We start from the raw sequence: 20,667 nt of genomic DNA, 5'->3' as shown, positions 1-20,667 counted from the left end.
AAGAATGCGCAAGATGCTCCTCGCGGCCGTCGCCGCCACCGCCTTCACCTTCCCCGCCGCCGCGCAGCAGCGCATCCCGGTCGGTCACCTGATGGACCTCTCGGGTGCCACCAGCGATGTCGGCACGCCCTATTCCCAGGGCGTCAACGACGCGCTCGCCTGGCTGAACCAGAGCCGCAACGGCATTGGCGGGCGTCCGCTCAACGTGCTGGCGACCGATTACGGCTACCAAGCGCCGCGCGCGGTCAGCCTGTACCAGGGCTGGACGGGACGCGACAAGGTCGTCGCCATCTACGGCTGGGGCACGGCGGATACCGAGGCGCTGGTGCGCTTCGTGACGCGCGACCGCATCCCCTTCATCTCCGGCTCCTACGCCGCGACGCTGACGGATGCCGCCGGCAAGTCCGGCCGGCCGAACGCGGAGGCGACGGGCTACAACTTCTTCTACGGCCCGTCCTACTCCGACGCGCTGCGCGGCATGCTGCAATGGGCGGCGCAGGACTGGAAGGACCGCGGCCAGACGGGCAAGCCGAAGTACGTCCACATGGGCGGCAACCACCCCTATCCGAACTCGCCCAAGGAGGCGGGCGAGGCCATGGCGCGCGAGCTGGGCTTCGAGGTGCTGCCGGCCATCACCTTCGCCCTCGCGCCCGGCGACTACACGGCGCAGTGCCTGACGCTGAAGCAGCAGGGGGTGAACTACGCCTATCTGGGCAACACGGCGGGCTCCAACATCTCCGTCCTGCGCGCCTGCCAGACGGCGGGCGTGCCGGTGCAGTTCCTGGGCAATGTCTGGGGCATGGACGAGAACGCGATGAAGGCCGCCGGCACCGCCGCCAACGGCGTCGTCTTTCCCGTGCGCACCTCCATCGTCTGGGGCCAGGACGCGCCGGGGATGCGGCAGGTCCGCGAGATCAGCCGCGTGTCCGACCAGTCCGGCAATGCCTACCGCAACGTCCACTACCTCGCCGGCACCTGCGCCGCGCTGCTGATGGCCGAGGCGATGGAGAATGCCGCCCAGGATGGCGGCCAGCTCACCGGCCCGCGCATCCGCGACGGCTTCTACGCGCGGCAGAACTGGGTGCCGCGCGGGATGGAGGGCGTCTGCGAGCCCTCCACCTTCACCGCCGAGGACCATCGCGGCACGATGCGCATCGGCCTCTACCGCGCCGTGGTGAAGGGCGACACCAGCCAGGGCTCGGTGGAGGAGCTGATCCGCGCCGGCACCATGGCGCTGCAGCCGGTGGGCGTGGTGAACCTGGAGCGCAAGCGCGAGTGGCTGGGCTGGTAGCCCCGTGCTGGATGCGGCGGCGATGCGGCCGGCGGGCGGGGAGGCGGACCACGCCCCCCCGCTGCTGGCGGTCGAGAACATCGAGGTCGTCTACAGCGACGTGATCCTCGTGCTGCGCGGCCTGTCGCTCGCCGTGCCGAAGGGGAAGATCGTGGCGCTCCTCGGCGCCAACGGCGCGGGGAAGTCCACCACGCTGAAGGCGATCAGCGGGCTGCTGCGCTCCGAGGAAGGCCAGGTCACGCGCGGCGAGGTGCGCTTCGACGGCGAGCGCATCGACGGCATCGAGCCGCACCGGATCGTCCGCAAAGGCATCTTCCAGGTGATGGAGGGCCGCCGCATCGTCGGCGACATGACCTGCCTGGAGAACCTCCGCCTCGGCGCCTTCACCCGCACCGACCGGGAGGTGAAGGACGACATCGAGAAGGTCTACGGCTTCTTCCCCCGGCTGAAGGAGCGCACCGGCCTCGCCGGCTACCTCTCGGGCGGCGAGCAGCAGATGCTGGCGATCGGCCGCGCGCTGATGGCGCGGCCGCGTCTGATCCTGATGGACGAGCCGTCGATGGGCCTCTCGCCGCTGCTGGTGCAGGAGGTCTTCGGCATCATCCGGCGCATCAACCAGGAGCTTGGGGTGACCATCCTGCTGGTGGAGCAGAACGCGCGCATGGCGCTCTCCGTCGCCAGCCACGGCTATGTCATGGAGCAGGGCAAGGTGGTGCTGGACGGGACGGCGGAATCGCTGGCGCAGAACGAGGACGTGAAGGAGTTCTACCTGGGCGGCCACGGCGCCGAGCGGAAATCCTTCAAGGGACTCAAGAGCTACAAGCGCCGGAAGCGTTGGCTGTGAGCGACCACTACGACGCGCGCGAGACGCGCAGCGCCGAGGAGCGCGCCGCAGACCTGGCGGAGCGGCTGCCGCGCTTCCTGGCGGGGGCGATGGCCGGCTCGGCGCATGCGGCACGCGTCCTGGCGGGCTTGGACCCCGCCACGGTCACCGGCCCCGCCGCCCTGGCCGCCCTGCCGCTGACCCGGAAGTCCGACCTGATCGCCGCCCAGGCCGCCGATCCGCCCTTCGCCGGGCTGAACGGCGTGCCGGTGGGGGCGCTGGCCCGAATCTTCGTCTCGCCCGGTCCGATCTTCGAGCCGCAGGGGGAGGGGGCGGACCCCTTCCGCATGGCCCGCGCCCTGCACGCCAGCGGGCTGCGGCGCGGCGACATCCTGCACAACTGCTTCGCCTACCACTTCACCCCGGCGGGCTTCATGCTGGAGGGCGGGGCGCGCGCGCTGGGCTGCCCGGTGGTCCCCGCCGGCACGGGCAACACGGAGGCCCAGGCCCGCGCCATCGCGCACCTCCGGCCGCGCGGCTATGCCGGCACGCCCGACTTCCTGCGCACCATCCTGGAGGCGGGGGATTCGCTGGGGCTGGATCTCTCCTCCATCCGCGTCGGCCATGTCTCCGGAGGCGCCTACCTGCCGGCGCTGCGCGCATGGTACGCCGCGCGCGGCCTGACCGTGCGGCAATCCTATGCCACCGCCGAATGCGGGCTGATCGCCTACGAGACGGAAGGCGGCGAGGGGCTGGTGGTGGACGAGGATGTCGTGGTGGAGATCGTCCGCCCCGGCACCGGCGATCCCCTGCCGGAAGGCGAGGTGGGGGAGGTGGTGGTGACCGTCCTCAACCCCGCCTATCCGCTGGTGCGCTTCGCGACGGGGGACCTGTCCGCGGTGCTGCCCGGCGCCTCGCCCTGCGGCCGCACGAACCTGCGCCTGCGCGGCTGGATGGGGCGGGCGGACCAGGCGGCCAAGGTGCGCGGCATGTTCGTCCGCCCGGAACAGGTGGCCGAGGTGCTGCGCGAGGTTCCCGGCCTGCGCCGCGCGAGGCTGGTGGTGACGCTGGACGGGGAGCGCGACGCCATGACGCTACAGGCTGAGGCGCTGCCCGATGCGGCGCTTGCCGCGCGGTTGGAGGAGGCCTTGCGCCGCGCAACCCGCCTGCGCGGGTCGGTGGAACTGGTGGCCCCGGGCAGCCTGCCCAATGATGGAAAGGTGGTCGAGGACCGGCGTCCGGTCCCGGGGTAGGGGCGGATGCGGGGCCTGGCCGGTTCCCACCCGGCCGGCGTCCTGCGACCGGGCCATCGCGGAGCGGGACCTGCAACACGCCGCTCGCCCGATGCCATCCCGGAGCAGGGCAACCGGTGTCCGTCCCTCACGGTGCCCGGAAGATCACCTGGCAGGCGGCGGGCGGCGCGGGAGGGCGCGGCGGGGGGCCGGTCCGGGGCGGCGGATGCTTCGCCTCCTCGCTGAACCACCAATCCAGCGAGGCGTCGCAGCCATCGCCGGCTGGCACCGGCGCCTGTCCCTGGCACTCCGACTCGCCCGCGGGGCAGCGCAGGCGGGCGTGCATGTGGCTGTCATGCCCGTACCAGGGACGGACCAGGCGCAGCCAGGCCTCGCCCCGGTGGGCGGCGCAAAGCCCCTGCTTGATCGAGGGGTTCACGAAGATCCGGTCCACGCCGGGCTGCCGTGCGGCCAGCGCGATCAACGCCGCATGGCGCTCCGACCAACGCGCGGGGTCCAGCCCGCCGCCGGCCGGGCCCTGCCCTGGAAGCACGAGGCTGGGAACGTCGATCGCCTCGCGCGCCGGCGCGGCGGAGAGGGGCTTCGGCCGGAGGTCCAGCCAGATATCGGCGTCCAGCCCCGTCTGGTGGCTGGCATGGCCGGAGGTCATCCGCCCCCCGCGAGGCTGCGACAGATCGCCGATCCACAGGTCCGGGAAGCCTGCCTCGCGGGCCCGGCCCGCGAACTGCTCCACCCAGCGGACCATCGCCGGATGCCCCCAGCGCCGGTTGCGCGACAGCCGCACCGCCTGCCAGCCGGGGCCCTCCGCCGGAAGCTGGACCGCCCCGGCGATGCAGCCATTGCCATGGGCACCGATGGACCGCGTGGGCCCCGGGGCCGGGGTGGCGCGCGGGGCAGGGGCCTGCGCGGCCGCAAGTCCCGGCGCGAGGAGGAGCAGGAGGGCGGCAGGCAGACGCATGGATCGCAGTCTGCGGCAGGCAGCATCGGGACACCACCGGCCGGCGGGCCCGCCGGCCTGGGCGCCGCGCCGGGTGGGGTTCATGATCCGGTGATACGGAGAAGAGTCGTCCCCGCATGCAGATCCTGCTCGTCCACCCGAACTTTCCCGGGCAGTACGCCCACCTCGCGCCGGCCCTGGCGGCACGGCCGGGCACCCGGGTGGCGGCCATCTCGGCGCGGCAGGTGGATGTGGCGCCCGGCATCGACCTCCGGGTCTACGACGTGCCGCCGCCGGTCGCGGAGGAGTACCGCTATGCCCGGTTCATGGGCGCCGCCTTCCGCCGGGCGGAGAAGGCGGGGGAGCATGCGCTCGCCCTCCGTCGCGAGGGGTTCCGGCCGGATGTCGTCGCCTGCCACCTGGGCTGGGGCGACGCGCTGTTCCTGAAGGACGTGTTCCCGGACGCGCGGATGCTGCTCTACAGCGAGTTCTTCTACAGCGTCAGCGGCGCGGATGTCGGCTTCGGGCCCGGCGAGACCATCACCGTCCAGGACGCCATGCGCGTCCGGGCCATGAATGCGCCGCTGGTGTCCGCCATGCAGGCCGCGGACTGGGGCGTGGCGCCGACGCGGTGGCAGCGCGACCGCTTCCCGCCCTGGTTCCGCCAGCGCATCAGCCTGGTGCATGAAGGCGTGGACACGCAGCGCTGCGCCCCCGTCGCGGCGGCCACGGTGACGCTGCCGGATGGGACGACCTTCCATGCCGGGGATGAGGTGGTGAGCTATGTCGCGCGCGGGCTGGAGCCGTATCGTGGCTTCCCCACCTTCCTGAGGGCGCTGCCGGAGCTGATGCGCCGCCGGCCCAACGCGCATGTCGTGCTCGTGGGGGGGGAGGAGGTCCGGTACGGCCGGTCCCCCCGGGGCGGCGGCACCTGGAAGGACCAGATGCTGCAGGAGGTCCAGGGGCTGGACCCCGCCCGGATGCATTTCACCGGGCTGCTGCCCTATCCGACGCTGCTGGACCTGTTCCGGGTCGCGGCGGCCCATGTCTACCTGACGGTGCCCTTCGTGCTGTCCTGGTCGACGCTGGAGGCGATGTCCTGTGGCGCCTTGCTGCTGGGCTCCGCGACGCCGCCGGTGCAGGAGGTGATCCAGGACGGGCGCAACGGCCTGCTGACCGACTTCTTCGACAGCGCGGCGCTTGCGGAGCGGCTCGTGGAGGTGCTGTCCGACCCTGGCCGCTATGCGCCGCTGCGGCAGGCCGCCCGCCGCACCATCCTCGAACGCTACGATCTGCAGCGGGTCTGCCTGCCTCGGCAGTTGGCGATGGTGGACGCCCTGGCGGCCGGCCGGGCGCCGGCGACCTATGCCTGAACCGGGCTGCGGACGCCGGGCGCGGGTGGGGGGGGGGGTGAACCCTCGCCCGCGCCTGGGATGCCCCGCTGGCCGGACCTTCAGGAGAAGCGGAAGGCCGAGCCCGGCGGCACGTCCGGCGCCGCGGGGGCGGCCGGGCCGCCGGCAGGGGGAGGAGTCGTGTTGGCGGCGGCGCCCTGGCGTGCCCGGGCCTCCAGCTCCTGCGCCAGCCGCGCGAGGCTGTTCAGGATCGTCGGAAGCTGGGTGATCGGCACGATCAGCTGGCCGGTGGCCACCCCGCGGCCATCGCCACCCGCCTGGCCGAGGGTGACGCGGGCCACGCCGTTGCGGACATGGGCCTCGATGATCCCGTCAGCGAAGAGGACGGGCAGCCCGGCCGGCACGGTAGGATCATTGCTCATGGAAGGCCCTGTGGAAGCTGTCGATGACCGGCTGCATCATGTAGCGGAAGAAGGAGCGTTCGCCGATCTGGATGTGCGCCTCGACCGGCATGCCGGCGCGGAGCTGCACGCCTTCCAGGGCCGCGAGCTGTTCCTGGTCGATCAGGATCTGGGCCCGGTAGAACTCGATCCCCCGCTGCTGGTCCGCGTTCACATCGCCGCCGACGAAGGTGACGTGGCCATGGAGATAGGGAACCAGCCGCTGCTTGAAGGCCGGGAGGCGCACCTCCGCCTGCAGCCCGGTATGGACGACGTCGATGTCGCCGGGCGAGACCTTCACCTCGGCGATCAGCCGGTCGTGCGAGGGCACCAGCTCCAGCACCATGTCGCCGGGGCGCACCACCGCGCCGGGGTTGAAGAACTTGCTGCTCAGCACCGTGCCGTCCTCGGGGGCGACGATCTCGCGCCGTGTCGCGACGTCGGTGGCGGCCCGGAGCCGCTCATCCGCGTCCAGCAGCTTGGAGCGGACCTCCCGCGCCTCGGTCGACACCTCCTGCAGCCGCTGGTCGCGCACCCGCTGGAGCTCGTGCTGGGTCTCCGCGATCTGCCCCTGGGCGCGCTCGACCTGGCCCATGAGGTCCTGCAGGGCGCCCTCGTTGGACGCGATCTGGCGCTGCAGCGCCAGCAGCCGGGGCATGCGCTCCAGCCCCTGGCGGAGCAGGCCCTGGACGTCGTTCTCCTCCCGCCGGAGCAGGACGATCTGCCGCTGCTGGCTCGTGATCTGGGCGCGGGCGGAGGCGATGGTGGCCTCGTGCTGCACCAGCCGGGCTTCCAGCACCTGAAGCTGGCTCGTCAGGTTCGCGTTGCGCGTCGTGAACAGGATGCGCTGGCCGGTCATCGCCTCCTGCGCCCGCGCATCGTCGGTGGCCATGATGTCGGCGGGGAAGGCGATGTCCGGCTTGCCGGCCAGCTCGGCGGCCAGCCGGGCATCCTGCGCCAGCAGGGACCAGCGGGCGCCGCGCAGGCTCTCCAGCGTGCTGCCGGCCTGGATGTCGTCCAGCCGCATCAGCACCTGCCCGGCCTTCACCGTGTCGCCGTCGCGCGCCAGGATCTCGCGGACGATGCCGCCCTCCAGGTGCTGGACGGCCCGCCGGCTGCCCTCGGCCTTGATGACGCCGGGTGCCACCGCGGACTCGCTCAGCGGGGCCAGGAAGGACCAGGCGGCGAAGCCCCCGAAGAACAGGCCGATGCTCAGCAGCCCGGCGAGGACGGGCCAGCGGGTGCGCGGGCGCGGCAGGTCCAGCACCAGCTCGGGCAGCGGCCCCTGATCAACCCCGGCGGGGCGCAGGGCGCCTCCCTTGGGAGGCAGGGCGATCGTCGAGCTCATGCGGCCACTCCCGGCCGGGCGGTGCCCGGCCCATCCTGCTGCGGGCGCGGCGCGGCGACCGGCACCGGGGCCGGGCGCGGGCCCATCACCCGGCTCAGCACCTCCTGCCGCGGGCCGAAGGCCTCGATCGACCCGTCGCGCAGCACCATCACCTTGTCCACCACCTGCACCAGCACCGGGCGATGGCTGACCAGGATCACCGTGGTGCCCTGGGCCTTCAGCTCCCGCAGGGCGGAGAGCAGCCGGGCCTCCGCATCGCCGTCCAGGCTGCTGTCCGGCTCGTCGAGCACGACGAGCTTGGGGGCGCCGAACAGGGCCCGCGCCAGGCCGACCAGCTGGCGCTGGCCGCCGGACAGCTGCTGCCCGCTCTCGCCCACCTCCGTGTCGTAGCCGTGCTGCAGGCGCAGGATCATCTCGTGGCAGCCGGCGAGGCGCGCCGCCTCGAACACGTCCTCCGGCATGGCCTCGCCCATGCGGGCGATGTTGCGGAAGACGCTGCCCTCGAAGAGCTCGACATCCTGCGGCAGGTAGCCGACGTGGCGGCCCAGATCCTCGCGCAGCCAGGTGGAGACGTCCGCCCCGTCCAGCCGCACGGCGCCGGCGCTGGGGGCCAGGGTGCCGATCAGCAGCCGGACCAGGGTGGTCTTGCCGGAGCCAGAGGGGCCGATGATGGCGACGCTGTCGCCCTTCCCGATGCCGAAGCTCAGGCCCTTGATGATGGCCGCGGACTGGCCCGGGGGCGCATAGGTCAGGCGCTCGATGGACAGCGCGCCCTGGGGCTCGGGCAGGGGCATGCCCGGCGGGCGGATGCGCGGGGTGCCGAGGAAGTTCTTCAGGCGCAGCAGGGCCTGCCGCACCTGGACCAGGGACTTCCAGCCGCCGATCACCTGCTCCACCGGGGCCAGGGCGCGGCCCATGATGATGGAGCCGGCGATGGAGGCGCCCGCGGTGAGGTCCTGGCGCACGGTCAGCCAGGCGCCGACGCCCAGGATTGCGACCTGGAGGATCAGCCGGGTGAACTTCGTCACGGCGGAGACGAGGTTGGAGCGGTCGGTGGCGCGGTCCTGGAGCGGCGCGGCTTCCGCCATGCCCTCGCGCCAGCGCCGCAGCACGGCCGGCCCCATGCCCATGCTGTCGATCACCTCCGCATTGCGGGCGATCACCTCGGCCCGGCGGTGCGTGGTGAGCAGGGAGTTGTTGGCCTTCTTCAGCAGGGGCGAGGTGGTGGCCTCGCTCACCAGGGTCAGGCAGAACAGCACCACCGCGCCGCCCAGGGCGATGAAGCCCAGGACCGGATGCAGCAGGAAGATCACGCCGAGATAGATCGGCACCCACGGGACATCGTAGAGCGACAGGGCGCCCGGGCTGCCGAGCCAGTTGCGGGCCATGGTCAGGTCCCGCAGCGCCTCCATCCGGTAGGGACGGTTGCGGAGCTGCGCCTCCAGCGCGCGCATGAAGGCCTCCGGGGCGACCCGGTTCTCGATCCAGGCGGCGGCGCGCTGCATCACCGTGCTGCGCATGCCTTCCAGCAGCGCCAGGAGCAGCAGGGCGGCCCCGGCGATCAAGGTCAGCCAGAACAGCGTGTCCATGCTGCGGGTGGCCAGGACCCGGTCGAAGACCTGCATCATGTAGAGGGACACGGTGAGCTGGAGCAGGTTCACCACGCCGCTGAACACGCCAACGGCCACGAACTGGGCACGGCACGCCGCCAGCGCGCGGGACAGTACCGTGTCCGACGACACCGATCCGGGCGGGGTGAGGGCCAAACTCATCACGTGTCTCCTGTCCGGTCCGGACGGTATGCCAGCGATCCGTTTCAGTACGATGCCACGGGGCCGTCAGGCTCCCCCGGAGGAGAGAGCCGATCCGGGTCCCTTCTACACCACGTCAGAAAAGATTCCGTATCTTTCCTGAGCGGCAGACACGTGGATTGCGATAAATTTTCGCCATCTCCCCGGCATCACGCCTCCCTTCGGGCTGTCTGGCACGTAGATGGTGCGGTCGAACTGGTTAAGATCAACCCCTGGTTGGTCATAGGGTTGGGAGCAGGGTCTAAGGCGGTTGTGCCGGGGCGCGATCATAGCCCGACTGCTTCGCACCGCCATCCTCCGGCAAGCCGGGCTCCCCCGGTGGGAGAGGCGCTAACCCCGGCCTGTCAGGCCACGGCGAAGACGTAGCGGCGGGAGAGCAGGAAGTTCCCGGTCATGCCGACCAGGGCACCCGCGGCCACGCCCAGCAACGGATAGGTCGCCACCACGGGGACGAAGGCCACCAGCAGGGCATAGGCCCCATAGTTCAGGGCGAAGCCGACGAGGTTCACCAGCAGGAACCGGACCCATTGCTGGTGGGCCGCCCCACCCCCGGCGCCACGGAAGGTCCAGGCGCGGTTGGCGGCCCAGGTCGTCGTCGCAGCGGCCAGATAGGAGACGACGCGCCCCCCATAGGGCCCGGCGCCGAGCGCCATCGCCGCCAGCAGCACGGCCGAATCCACAAGGAAGCCGAGCGTCCCGACCACGCCGAACCGGACCACCTGCCCGAACACGAGGCGGTGGTGTTCCGGGACCCAGCCGGTCATGGCGCGGGGGAGGTGCATGCTGCGATGCAATAATGATCCGGGATGCCGGTGCCAAGCAGACGCCGCCCCGGCGGGGCGGAAGGCGGTTGCGGCGCCGCCTGGGCCGGCGCGACGCCATGTGATGGCGCGTAACGCGTTGCAACCGCGTCAGGTGGGGCTTGCGTGCGGCGCAGGGCTCCGCTTCCCTCCGCTCCCTGATCGGAACCGGGAGTGGTTCGGTATGCTCCGTCGTGACTTTCTTGCTGGTGCCGCCGGCACCGGCGTCGCCCTTGGTCTATCGCGCCCCTCCTTGGCCCAGGATGCCAGCGCGCGGGTCCTCAAGTTCGTTCCGCAGAGCGATCTGGCCGTGGTGGATCCCATCGTGACCACCGCCTATGTCAGCCGCAACCACGGTATGATGGTCTGGGACACGCTCTACGGGCTGGACGAGGACTACAAGCCACAGCCGCAGATGGTCGAGGGCCATACCGTCGAGGAGGACGGCCGGCGCTGGACCCTGAAGCTGCGCGAGGGGCTGAAGTTCCATGATGGCGAGCCCGTGCGCGGCAAGGACGTGGTCGCCTCGATCCGCCGCTGGGGGGCGCGGGACGCGCTGGGCCAGGTGCTGCTGGCCCAGACGGAGGAGCTGGCCAGCCCCGACGACCGCACCGTCGTCTTCCGGCTGAAGAAGCCCTTCCCGATGCTGCCCGACGCGCTGGGCAAGCCCTCCACCCCCGTCTGCTTCATCATGCCGGAGCGCCTGGCCAAGACGGACCCGGCGACGGCCATCAAGGAGGTCATCGGCAGCGGCCCCTTCCGCTTCAAGGCGGATGAGCGGGTGCCCGGCAGCCGCATCGTCTACGAGCGCTTCGCCGACTACGTGCCGCGCGCGGAGGGCAAGACCACCTGGACCGCCGGGCCCAAGAAGGTGAACTTCGACCGGGTCGAGTGGCAGATCATCCAGGACCCCGGCACCGCCTCCGCCGCCTTGCAGAACGGCGAGGTGGACTGGTGGGAGCAGCCGGCGAGCGACATCTACCCCACCCTGCGCCGCAACCGGAACGTGGTGCTGGAGATCTACGACCCCACCGGGTTCATGGGTCTGGCGCGCTTCAACCACCTGCACCCGCCCTTCGACAAGCCGGGCGTGCGCCGCGCGCTGCTGGGCGCGATCAACCAGGCGGACTACATGACCGCCGTCACCGGCACCGACCGCAGCCTGTGGCGGGAGAATGTCGGCTTCTTCCCGCCCGACACGCCGCTGGCCAACGATGCGGGGATGGAGGCGCTGACCTCGCCGCGCGACCTGGAGAAGGTGAAGCGCGAGCTGGCGGCGGCCGGCTACAACGGCGAGAAGGTCGTGCTGATCGCGGCGGCCGACTTCCCCACGCTCTTCGCCATGGCGCAGGTCGGCAACGACATGATGACCAAGGTCGGGATCAACGTGGACTTCGTCGCCGCCGACTGGGGCACGGTGGTGCAGCGCCGCGCCAACAAGGCGGCGCCGGACAAGGGCGGGTGGAGCATGTTCTTCACCTTCTGGTCGGGCCTCGACATGTTCAACCCGGGCGTGCACCAGTCGATCCGCGGCAATGGCGAGCGCGCCTGGTTCGGCTGGCCGACCGCGCCGCGGATCGAGGAACTGCGCAACGCCTGGTTCGAGGCGCCGGACCTCGACGCGCAGAAGAAGATCGCGGCCGAGATCCAGGCCCAGTGCTTCCAGGACGTGCCCTACCTGCCCACGGGCCAGTATTTCCCGGCCTGGGCCTATCGGCGCTCGATCACCGCGCCGCTGAAGGGCATGCCGCTGTTCTGGAACGTCGCCCGCACCTGAGGCCCGCGCGGCCCGGCCGGTCTGGCCGGGCCGCGGCTGGTGCTTGCGGCCGGTGGCGAAGAACGGTTCACTCCCGGGCCAGGGATGGCGCCCCACGGCTTCGGGGAGACGGGAATGAACCGACGGGGTTTCCTGGCGGGGGCGGCTGCGGCCGCCGCCCTGCCGCGCTTTGCCATCGCGCAGCCCAGCCGCGCGCGGGTGCTGAAATACGTGCCGCAGGCCAACCTGACGAGCCTCGATCCGATCTGGACCACGGCCACGGTCACGCGCGACCACGGCTACATGGTCTTCGACTGCCTCTACGGCACGGATGCGGGCTTCCAACCGCAGCCGCAGATGGCCGAGGGCGCCGTCACCGAGGCCGATGGGAAGCGCGTGACCGTCACCCTCCGCCCGGGGCTGAAGTTCCATGACGGGCAGGCGGTGCGGGCCCAGGACGTGGTGGCCAGCCTCTCGCGCTGGATGAAGCGCAGCCCCGTCGGTCAGAAGCTGGAATCGGTGCTGGACGAGATCTCCGCCGCCGACGATCGGCGCGTGGTGTTCCGGCTGAAGAAGCCCTTTCCCCGGCTGCTGCACGCGCTGGGCTCCGTCGCCTCGCCGGCGCCGGTCATCATGCCCGAGCGGCTGGCGAAGACGGACCCCTTCCAGCAGGTCCGCGAGATGGTCGGCAGCGGGCCCTACCGCTTCAAGGCGGACGAGTACAACAGCGGCTCCCTCGCCGTGTGGGAGCGCAACCCGGACTACAGCCCCACCCCCGTGGGCACGCCCAGCCTGACGGCGGGGCCGAAGCGCGTGCATTTCGACCGGGTCGAGTGGCAGATTATCACCGACCAGTCCACCGCCTCCGCGGCCCTGCAGCAGGGCGAGATCGACTGGTTCCAGCAGCCCACCCCCGACGTGGTGCCGCTGTTCCGCCGCAGCCGCGCCATCACCGTGGAGAAGCTGGACCCGCTGCCGGCGGTGGGGGTGCTGCGCTTCAACCACCTGCACCCGATCTTCAGCGAGAAGAAGATGCGCCAGGCCATCCTGCCGGCGGTCAGCCAGCAGGACTTCATGGTCTCCATCGCCGGGCCGGACCCGGAGATGTGGGCGGAGAATGTCGGCGTCTTCACCCCCGGCACCCCTTTCGCGACCGATGCGGGGCTGGAGCCGCTGCGCGGGCCGCGCAGCGTGGAGCGGGCGAAGGCGCTGCTGAAGGAGGCGGGCTACACCAACCAGCCGGTGCGCCTCGTGGGCGCGACGGACCTCGCCATCATCACCGCCATCACCGAGGTCTGCGGCGACATGTACCGCCGGATCGGGCTGAACCTGGACCAGGTGATGACGGACTGGGGCACGGTGGTGCAGCGCCGGGCCTCGAAGGAGCCGCTGGACAAGGGCGGCTGGTCCACGATCCTGACGACCTTCTCCTCCTTCGAGTTCGCCGATCCGGCCGGCCACTTCCCGCTGCGCGGCAACGGCGCCGGCGGCTGGCCGGGCTGGCCGGACATGCCGAAGCTGGAGGAACTGCGCGACGCCTGGTTCGACGCGCCGGGCCTCGACGAGCAGAGGGCGATCGCGACGCAGATGCAGCGGGTCTGCATGGAGGAGCTGCCCTTCGTCCCGATCGGCGCCTACTACAGCAACACGGCCTATCGCAGCGACCTGCGGGATCGCGTGCCGGGCTTCTCCATGTTCTGGAACATCCGCCGCGGCTGAGGCAGGCGGCGCCCCGCCCCGGTCTGGCACGCCATGTGCTGGTCCGGGGCCAAGGTGGCGAAAGCATGACGGGATGTTGGCAGGCATGCCCCTCCTGGGGCAGGGTTGCCACAAGGCGCACGCAAGAAGGGGCAGCGGATGATGGACCGACGGGCATTTCTCCGGGCCGGAGCCGGGACGGGCCTGCTGGCCGGGGCCTCCGGACTGGCCGCGCCCGCCCTGTCCCAGGGTGCCGAGGCGAAGACGTTGCGCTTCGTGCCACAGGCGAACCTCGCCAATTTCGACCCGATCTGGGGCACGCAGTACGTCGTCCGCAACGCCGCCGCCCTGGTCTGGGACACGCTCTACGGCGTGGACGAGCAGATCCGGCCGCAGCGCCAGATGGTGGAGAGCGAGGAGGTCAGCGCCGACGGGCTGGTCTGGACCTTCCGCCTGCGCCCGGGGCTGAAGTTCCATGACGGCACGCCCGTGCTGGCGAAGGACGCGGTGGCCAGCCTGAACCGCTGGGCCGTGCGCGACCCGATGGGGCAGATGATGCGCGCCATCCAGAACGAGCTGGTGGCGGTGGACGACCGCACCTTCCGCTGGTCGCTGAAGTCGCCCTATCCGAAGATGCTGCTGGCGCTGGCGAAGAACAACGCGCCCTGTTCCTTCGTCATGCCGGAGCGGATCGCGAAGACCGATCCCTTCACCCAGATCACCGAATACGTCGGCTCCGGCCCCTGGCGCTTCGCCCGCGACGAGTGGGTGCCGGGCGCCAAGGCGGTGTTCACGAAGTTCGCCGACTACGTGCCGCGCGACGAGCCCGCCTCCTGGCTCGCCGGCGGCAAGCGCGCGCTGGTGGACCGCATCGAATGGGTGGTGATGCCCGACCCGGCCACCGCCTCCGCCGCCCTCCAGAACGGCGAGGTGGACTGGTGGGAGAATCCGATCAGCGACCTGATCCCCACGCTGAAGCGCAACCGCAACATCCAGGTGGACATCGCCGATCCGCTGGGCAATGTCGGCGCCTTCCGCATGAACCACCTCTTCGCGCCGTTCAACAACGTCAAGGCGCGCCTGGCCGTGCTGACCGGCATGAGCCAGGAGGACTACATGCGCGCCCTGGTGGGCGACGACGCGAACCTGTGGAAGCCGCTGCCCAGCTTCTTCACCCCCGGAACGCCGATCTACACCGAGGCGGGCGGCGAGATCCTGAAGCAGGCGAACATCGACGCGGCGAAGCGGCTGCTGGCGGAGAGCGGCTACAAGGGCGAGCCGGTGACCTGCCTCGTCGCCCAGGACCAGCCGATCACCAAGTCCTTCGGCGACGTCACCGCCGACCTGCTGAAGCGCATCGGCTTCAACGTCGACTTCGTCGCGACCGACTGGGGCACGGTGGGCAGCCGCCGCGCCAGCAAGAGCCCGCCGGGGCAGGGGGGCTGGAACATGTTCCACACCTGGCACGCGGGCGCCGACTGCATCAACCCCTCCGCCTATACCGCGATCCGCGCCAATGGCGACGCCGCCTGGTTCGGCTGGCCGAAGTCGGACGAGGTGGAGGCCGCGCGCGATGCGTGGTTCGCCGCCCCCGACATCCCGGCCGAGAAGGCCGCGCTGGACCGGCTGAACAAGGCGGCGATGGAATTCGGCCTCTACGCGCCCACGGGCTTCTTCCTGTCCTACCAGGCCTGGCGGAAGAACGTCTCCGGCGTGACCAAGGGGCCGCTGCCCTTCTTCTGGGGCGTCTCGAAGGCCTGATCCGATGTTCTCCTATATCCTCCGACGCTTCGTCTCGACGATCCCCGTGATGGCGATCGTCGCCCTCTTCGTCTTTTCACTGCTCTACCTCGCGCCGGGCGACCCGGCGGCGGTGATCGCGGGCGACCAGGCGACGCCCGCCGATGTCGAGCGCATCCGCGCCAGCCTCGGCCTCGACCGACCCTTCCTGGTGCGCTTCGGCGAATGGGCCTGGCGCATCATGCAGGGCGACCTGGGCGTCTCGATCTTCACCAACCTGCCGGTCAGCACGATGATCGCGCAGCGCGTGGAGCCGACGCTGTCGCTGATGGTCATCACGCTGATCCTCGCCATCTGCATCGCCATCCCGATGGGCGTGCTGGCGGCCTGGAAGGCCGGCACCTGGATCGACCGCGCGGTGATGGCCTTCGCGGTGCTGGGCTTCTCCGTGCCCGTCTTCGTGGTGGGCTACGTGCTGGCCTATGTCTTCGCGCTGGAGCTCGACTGGCTGCCGGTGCAGGGCTACACGCCCATCGCCCGTGGCGTCTGGCCCTGGTTCCAGAACCTCATCCTGCCGGCCATCGCGCTGGGCGGCGTCTACATCGCGCTCATCGCCCGCATCACCCGTGCGACGATGATGGAGGTCCTCCAGCAGGACTACATCCGCACCGCCCGCGCCAAGGGGGTGGGGCAACGCGGCATCCTGTTCCTGCATGCGCTGAAGAACGCGGCCGTGCCGATCGTGACCGTCATCGGCCTGGGCATCGCCCTGCTGATCGGCGGCGCCGTCATCACCGAGAGCGTCTTCGCCATCCCCGGCCTGGGGCGTCTCACCGTCGACGCCATCCTGCGCCGCGACTACCCCGTGATCCAGGGCGTGGTCCTGCTGTTCTCCTTCACCTACGTGCTGGTGAACCTGGGCATCGACCTGCTCTACACCGTCTTCGATCCGAGGATCCGCTATTGAGCACCGCCCTTCCCGTGGGCCCGGCGGACGTCGCCGCAGCGCCCGCCATGCCGGACGTGCTGCCCCCGGTGCGCGCCCGCAAAGGCTTCTTCGGCCTCCTCTACCGCTACCCCACCATCGCGGTCGGCGGCTTCCTGCTGCTGCTGATGGTGCTGGTCGCGGTTCTGGCGCCGTTCCTGTGGACCGTGGACCCGACCGCGCTGGCCCCGGCGCGGCGCACCCGCGAGCCCTCGGCCATGTACTGGTTCGGCACGGACATGCTCGGCCGCGACGTCTATTCCCGCGTACTCTACGGCACCCGGGTGTCGCTGACCGTGGGCTTCGCGGTGGCCTTCTTCTCCTCCGTGATCGGGCTCGCCATCGGCCTCGTCGCCGGCTTCGTGCGCTGGCTGGACGCGGTGATCATGCGGGTCATGGACGGGCTGATGTCCATCCCCTCCATCCTGCTGGCCATCGCGCTGATGGCGCTCACGCGCGGCTCGGTCGGCAACGTGATCCTGGCCATCACGGTCGCCGAGATCCCGCGCGTCTCCCGCCTGGTGCGTGGCGTGGTGCTGTCCCTGCGCGAACAGCCCTACGTGGATGCGGCCGTGGCGGCGGGGACGCGCACGCCGACCATCATCCTGCGCCACATCCTGCCCAACACCGTGGCGCCGATGACGGTGCAGGCGACCTACATCTGCGCCTCTGCCATGCTGATCGAAGCGAGCCTCTCCTTCATCGGGGCCGGCACGCCGCCGATCATCCCCTCCTGGGGCAACATCATGGCCGAGGGCCGGGCGTTGTGGCAGGTGAAGCCCTACATCGTCTTCTTTCCCGCCATCTTCCTGTCCATCACCGTCCTCGCGGTGAACCTGCTGGGCGACGGCCTGCGCGACGCGCTCGACCCCCGCATGGCGAAGCGGATGTGACCGACATGTCCCAGACCAAATCCAACACGCCCGCGTCCAACGAGCCGCTCCTCGTCGTCGAGGACCTCCAGACGCATTTCCGCACCCCCGACGGCGTGAATCGCGCCGTCGACGGGCTGTCCTTCTCCGTCAACGCAGGGGAGACGGTGGCCATCGTCGGCGAGTCCGGCTGCGGCAAGTCCGTCACCTCCATGTCCATCCTGCGACTGATCCCCGAACCGCCGGGCAAGATCGCCGGCTCCATCCGCTTCGAGGGACGCGACCTGCTGACGCTCCCGGACCGCGAGATGCGCGACATCCGTGGCAACGAGATCAGCATGATCTTCCAGGAGCCGATGACCTCGCTGAATCCCGTGCTGACCATCGGCCGGCAGATCGGCGAGAGCCTGCGCCTGCACCAGGGGATGGACCGCCGGGCGGCCGAGGCACGGGCGGTGGAGATGCTGAAGCTGGTCGGCATCCCCGCGCCGGAGCGGCGGGTGAAGGAGTACCCGCACCAGCTCTCGGGCGGCATGCGCCAGCGCGTGATGATCGCCATGGCACTCGCCTGCAACCCGAAGCTGCTGATCGCGGACGAGCCGACGACGGCGCTGGACGTGACCATCCAGGCGCAGATCCTCGACCTGATGCGCGACCTGAAGCACCGGGTGGGGGCGGCCATCGTCCTCATCACCCACGACCTGGGCGTGGTGGCGGAGGTCGCGGAGCGCGTCATCGTCATGTATGCCGGCCGCAAGGTGGAGGAGGCGCCGGTGGTCGAGTTGTTCCGCGACCCCAAGCATCCCTACACCCAGGGGCTGCTGGGCGCGGTGCCCAAGCTCGGCTCCTCCCTGACCGGCGAGGCGACGCGGCTGGCGGAGATCCCCGGGCTGGTGCCCAGCCTGAAGAAGAAGATCATCGGCTGCGTCTTCGCCGGACGCTGCCCCTATGTCACCGACCTCTGCCGCAACGTGGCGCCGGCGCTGGAGGAGAAGGCGCCGAACCACGTCGCCGCCTGTCACTACGCCCGGAAGGAGGCCCTCGCGGCATGAATGGCGCGACCCCGGTCCTGGAGGTCGCCGACCTCAAGAAGCACTTCCCGCTGCGCGGCGGCTTCCTGGGCGGCGTCACCGGCCATGTCTATGCGGTGGACGGCGTCTCCTTCTCCATCGCGAAGGGCGAGACGCTCTCCCTGGTGGGCGAATCCGGCTGCGGCAAGTCCACCGTGGGCAAGGCGATCCTGCGGCTGTTCGACATCACCGACGGCCAGGTGGTGCTGGACGGGCAGCGCATCGACAGCCTGCCGCTCGGTTCGCTGCGCCCGATGCGGCAGCGGATGCAGGTGGTCTTCCAGGATCCCTTCAGCAGCCTGAACCCGCGCATGCGGGTGCGCGACGTGCTGGCCGAACCGATCCGCAACTTCGGGCTGGCCAAGGACAAGGCCGATCTGGATCGCCGGCTGGCGGAGCTGATGGACACCGTCCGCCTGCCGCGCGACGCGATCGACCGCTGGCCGCACGAATTCTCCGGCGGGCAGCGGCAGCGCATCGGCATCGCCCGGGCGCTGGCGGCAGAGCCGGACCTCATCATCTGCGACGAGGCCGTCTCCGCGCTGGACGTCTCGGTGAAGGCGCAGATCGTCAACCTGCTCCAGGACCTCCAGTCGCGGCTGGGCCTCGCCCTGCTGTTCATCAGCCACGACCTCGCCATCGTCGAGCACATGACGCACCGCGTCGCGGTGATGTACCTGGGCAAGATCGTCGAGGTGGCGCCGCGGCGGAACCTCTTCGCCGCGCCCAAGCACCCCTATACGGAGGCGCTGCTCTCCGCGGTGCCGGTGCCGGAGCCCGGGGCGGCGCGCAAGCGGATCGTGCTGACGGGCGACGTGCCCAGCCCGATCAACCCGCCGAAGGGCTGCCGTTTCCACACCCGTTGCCCCTATGTCTTCGACCGCTGCAAGGTGGACGAGCCGCTGCTCAAGCCGACCGAGGAGGGGCATCTGGCTGCCTGCCACCTGCACGACCTGCCGGAGGCGCGGAACTCGCTCGCCCGGGATACGCCGGCCATGGTGATGTGACCCTGGCGACGTGACGCCGGACCGCCCCGAGCCGATGCGGGCCGGCGTAAGTCGGGGCGGCGCCGGCGACTCCTTGCCCTCGCTTCCATGGGCGTCCCGATCCAGCCTGGCGTCACAACCTTCGTACGGCGCGCCGGTTGGAATGGCGCGGCCTTCCGGCGGCGGGGCAGGAGCGAGGGAACGGGCGGATGTTCTTCGACGGCTGGTACGGTCTGCTGCGCGTGGTCGTCGTCGGGACGCTGGCCTATGCCGCCCTCGTGCTGCTGTTGCGCGCCTCCGGAAAGCGCACCCTCGCCAAGCTCAACGCCTTTGACCTCATCGTCACCGTCGCCCTCGGTTCGACGCTGGCCACGGTCCTGCTCTCCAAGTCGGTTGCCCTCGCGGAAGGGCTGGCGGCCTTCGTCCTGCTGGCCGGGTTGCAGTATCTGGTGGCCTGGCTGTCCGTCCGGTCCCCTCGCTTCAGCGACTGGGTGAAGTCGGAGCCGACCCTGCTGCTGCATCGTGGGCGCTTCCTCGACGGCGCGATGCGGGCCCAGCGTGCGACGCGGTCGGAGATCCTGGCGGCGCTGCGCAATGCGGGGGTGGCCGATCCCGGACAGGTGGCCGCCGTGGTGCTGGAGAATGACGGCAGCCTGAGCGTCGTCCAGGGGGAGGCGAGACCCGGAGGCGCCGGCGCGCTGGCGGATGTGCACGGCGAAGGGGATGCAGCGCCGGAGCGCGACATCCGTCCGTCCTGAGACCGGCGGCCGGCGAGGGATCCGGAGGGAGCGCGGAGCATCGCATCCACGGCGCCATGCCGCCAGCAAGTGACAGGACGACATGGCACGAACTTCCAACGATAATCATTCGCAAAAACCTATGCAACGTCAGCGGCTTGACGTGACCGGCCAGCGAGCGAAATCTTCCCCCCGAATGCCGGCTCGCCCGGCCTATCCGGACAGATCTCGGGGGAGACGCGCGATGCCACAGGTTTCGCTGACCGTGAACGGCAAGCCGCATACGGTGGAGGTCGAGGGCCGCACGCTGCTGGTCGAGCTGCTGCGGGAGAAGCTGCGGCTGACCGGCACGCATGTGGGCTGCGACACCAGCCAGTGCGGCGCCTGCGTCGTGCATGTCGACGGCGACGGCGTGAAGTCCTGCACCATGCTGGCCGTGCAGGCGGAGGGCTGCGAGATTACCACCATCGAGGGGCTGGCGGCAGCCGACGGTACGCTGCACCCGATGCAGGAGGCTTTCCGCGAGTACCATGCGCTGCAGTGCGGCTTCTGCACTCCCGGCATGGTCATGTCCGCCATCGATCTGGTGAAGAAGCATCCGGATGGGATGAGCGAGAAGGAGATTCGCGAGGGGCTGGAGGGGAACCTCTGCCGCTGCACTGGCTACCACAACATCGTCAAGGCGATCGCCGCGGCGCAGGAGGTCATGAATGGCCGCGTGCCCGAGTTGGTGCGGGCCGCGGAATAGGAGCGTCGCCGCTCCGGGGC

Annotated in this window: 18 protein-coding genes; 13 read left to right on the top strand and 5 right to left on the bottom strand. The window is 70.8% G+C overall.

Annotation, left to right across the window (positions count from 1 at the left end; all coding sequences use genetic code 11):
• The first annotated feature begins 4 nt into the window (after window positions 1–4).
• The 3 genes from LPC08_RS11060 to LPC08_RS11050 are packed head-to-tail and all read left to right on the top strand — an operon-like array spanning window position 5 to window position 3,367.
• Entirely contained in the window at window positions 5–1,291 is a 1,287-nt protein-coding gene (locus LPC08_RS11060) for an ABC transporter substrate-binding protein (protein ID WP_230452727.1), read from the top strand.
• A 22-nt stretch (window positions 1,292–1,313) separates the two neighbouring features.
• On the top strand, window positions 1,314–2,135 hold the full coding sequence (locus tag LPC08_RS11055; protein ID WP_230453054.1) for an ABC transporter ATP-binding protein: 822 nt from the start codon (window positions 1,314–1,316) through the stop codon (window positions 2,133–2,135).
• Window positions 2,132–3,367 (top strand): phenylacetate--CoA ligase family protein, encoded by a 1,236-nt coding sequence (locus LPC08_RS11050; protein WP_230452726.1) that lies wholly within the window; start codon window positions 2,132–2,134, stop codon window positions 3,365–3,367. Before LPC08_RS11055 ends, LPC08_RS11050 begins: the two co-directional genes overlap by 4 nt.
• A gap of 127 nt (window positions 3,368–3,494) precedes the next feature.
• On the opposite strand, the gene mepA is transcribed toward LPC08_RS11050, so the two are convergent.
• The gene (mepA, locus tag LPC08_RS11045) at window positions 3,495–4,325 is read right to left on the bottom strand and encodes a penicillin-insensitive murein endopeptidase (protein ID WP_230452725.1); all 831 of its coding nucleotides are present in this window, start codon (window positions 4,323–4,325) and stop codon (window positions 3,495–3,497) included.
• A gap of 116 nt (window positions 4,326–4,441) precedes the next feature.
• Here mepA and LPC08_RS11040 point away from each other — a divergent pair, with 116 nt between their 5' ends.
• The gene (locus tag LPC08_RS11040; RefSeq protein WP_230452724.1) at window positions 4,442–5,677 is read left to right on the top strand and encodes a glycosyltransferase family 4 protein; all 1,236 of its coding nucleotides are present in this window, start codon (window positions 4,442–4,444) and stop codon (window positions 5,675–5,677) included.
• A gap of 80 nt (window positions 5,678–5,757) precedes the next feature.
• On the opposite strand, the gene LPC08_RS11035 is transcribed toward LPC08_RS11040, so the two are convergent.
• From LPC08_RS11035 to LPC08_RS11020, 4 genes are all read right to left on the bottom strand, one after another.
• The gene (locus LPC08_RS11035) at window positions 5,758–6,078 is read right to left on the bottom strand and encodes a hypothetical protein (protein ID WP_230452723.1); all 321 of its coding nucleotides are present in this window, start codon (window positions 6,076–6,078) and stop codon (window positions 5,758–5,760) included.
• Window positions 6,068–7,444, bottom strand: coding sequence for an HlyD family type I secretion periplasmic adaptor subunit (locus tag LPC08_RS11030; protein WP_230452722.1), 1,377 nt, complete (start codon window positions 7,442–7,444; stop codon window positions 6,068–6,070). The genes LPC08_RS11035 and LPC08_RS11030 overlap by 11 nt, the downstream gene beginning before the upstream one ends.
• Complete coding sequence (locus LPC08_RS11025; RefSeq protein ID WP_230452721.1) at window positions 7,441–9,216, bottom strand: type I secretion system permease/ATPase; 1,776 nt, start codon at window positions 9,214–9,216, stop codon at window positions 7,441–7,443. Before LPC08_RS11025 ends, LPC08_RS11030 begins: the two co-directional genes overlap by 4 nt.
• Before the next feature lie 383 nt (window positions 9,217–9,599).
• Window positions 9,600–10,037 carry a GtrA family protein gene (locus LPC08_RS11020; RefSeq protein ID WP_230452720.1) on the bottom strand — a complete coding sequence of 146 codons (438 nt, stop codon included), beginning with the start codon at window positions 10,035–10,037 and terminating at the stop codon, window positions 9,600–9,602.
• A gap of 202 nt (window positions 10,038–10,239) precedes the next feature.
• On the opposite strand from LPC08_RS11020, the gene LPC08_RS11015 reads away from it, so the two are divergent.
• The 9 genes from LPC08_RS11015 (at window position 10,240) to LPC08_RS10975 (ending at window position 20,647) form a co-directional block, all read left to right on the top strand.
• A complete protein-coding gene (locus LPC08_RS11015) occupies window positions 10,240–11,832 on the top strand; it encodes an ABC transporter substrate-binding protein (protein ID WP_230452719.1) in 1,593 nt (530 codons plus the stop codon).
• Window positions 11,833–11,946: 114 nt separating this feature from the next.
• Window positions 11,947–13,530 (top strand): ABC transporter substrate-binding protein, encoded by a 1,584-nt coding sequence (locus LPC08_RS11010; RefSeq protein WP_230452718.1) that lies wholly within the window; start codon window positions 11,947–11,949, stop codon window positions 13,528–13,530.
• Window positions 13,531–13,671: 141 nt separating this feature from the next.
• A complete protein-coding gene (locus LPC08_RS11005; RefSeq protein ID WP_230453053.1) occupies window positions 13,672–15,270 on the top strand; it encodes an ABC transporter substrate-binding protein in 1,599 nt (532 codons plus the stop codon).
• A 4-nt stretch (window positions 15,271–15,274) separates the two neighbouring features.
• On the top strand, window positions 15,275–16,216 hold the full coding sequence (locus LPC08_RS11000) for an ABC transporter permease (RefSeq protein ID WP_230452717.1): 942 nt from the start codon (window positions 15,275–15,277) through the stop codon (window positions 16,214–16,216).
• Window positions 16,213–17,127: an ABC transporter permease gene (locus tag LPC08_RS10995; protein WP_230452716.1), complete on the top strand. Its 915-nt coding sequence runs from the start codon at window positions 16,213–16,215 to the stop codon at window positions 17,125–17,127. Before LPC08_RS11000 ends, LPC08_RS10995 begins: the two co-directional genes overlap by 4 nt.
• Before the next feature lie 5 nt (window positions 17,128–17,132).
• On the top strand, window positions 17,133–18,158 hold the full coding sequence (locus tag LPC08_RS10990) for an ABC transporter ATP-binding protein (RefSeq protein ID WP_230452715.1): 1,026 nt from the start codon (window positions 17,133–17,135) through the stop codon (window positions 18,156–18,158).
• A complete protein-coding gene (locus LPC08_RS10985) occupies window positions 18,155–19,183 on the top strand; it encodes an ABC transporter ATP-binding protein (protein ID WP_230452714.1) in 1,029 nt (342 codons plus the stop codon). Before LPC08_RS10990 ends, LPC08_RS10985 begins: the two co-directional genes overlap by 4 nt.
• A gap of 188 nt (window positions 19,184–19,371) precedes the next feature.
• Window positions 19,372–19,920: a DUF421 domain-containing protein gene (locus LPC08_RS10980; protein WP_230452713.1), complete on the top strand. Its 549-nt coding sequence runs from the start codon at window positions 19,372–19,374 to the stop codon at window positions 19,918–19,920.
• 223 nt (window positions 19,921–20,143) lie between these two features.
• A complete protein-coding gene (locus LPC08_RS10975) occupies window positions 20,144–20,647 on the top strand; it encodes a (2Fe-2S)-binding protein (RefSeq protein ID WP_230452712.1) in 504 nt (167 codons plus the stop codon).
• The last annotated feature ends 20 nt before the right edge of the window (window positions 20,648–20,667 follow it).

The organism is Roseomonas sp. OT10, assembly GCF_020991085.1.
GTDB classification, from domain to species: domain Bacteria; phylum Pseudomonadota; class Alphaproteobacteria; order Acetobacterales; family Acetobacteraceae; genus Roseomonas; species Roseomonas cutis.
The sequence above is the reverse complement of the archived record's forward strand: the minus strand, read 5'-3'. Positions and strand labels throughout refer to the sequence as shown.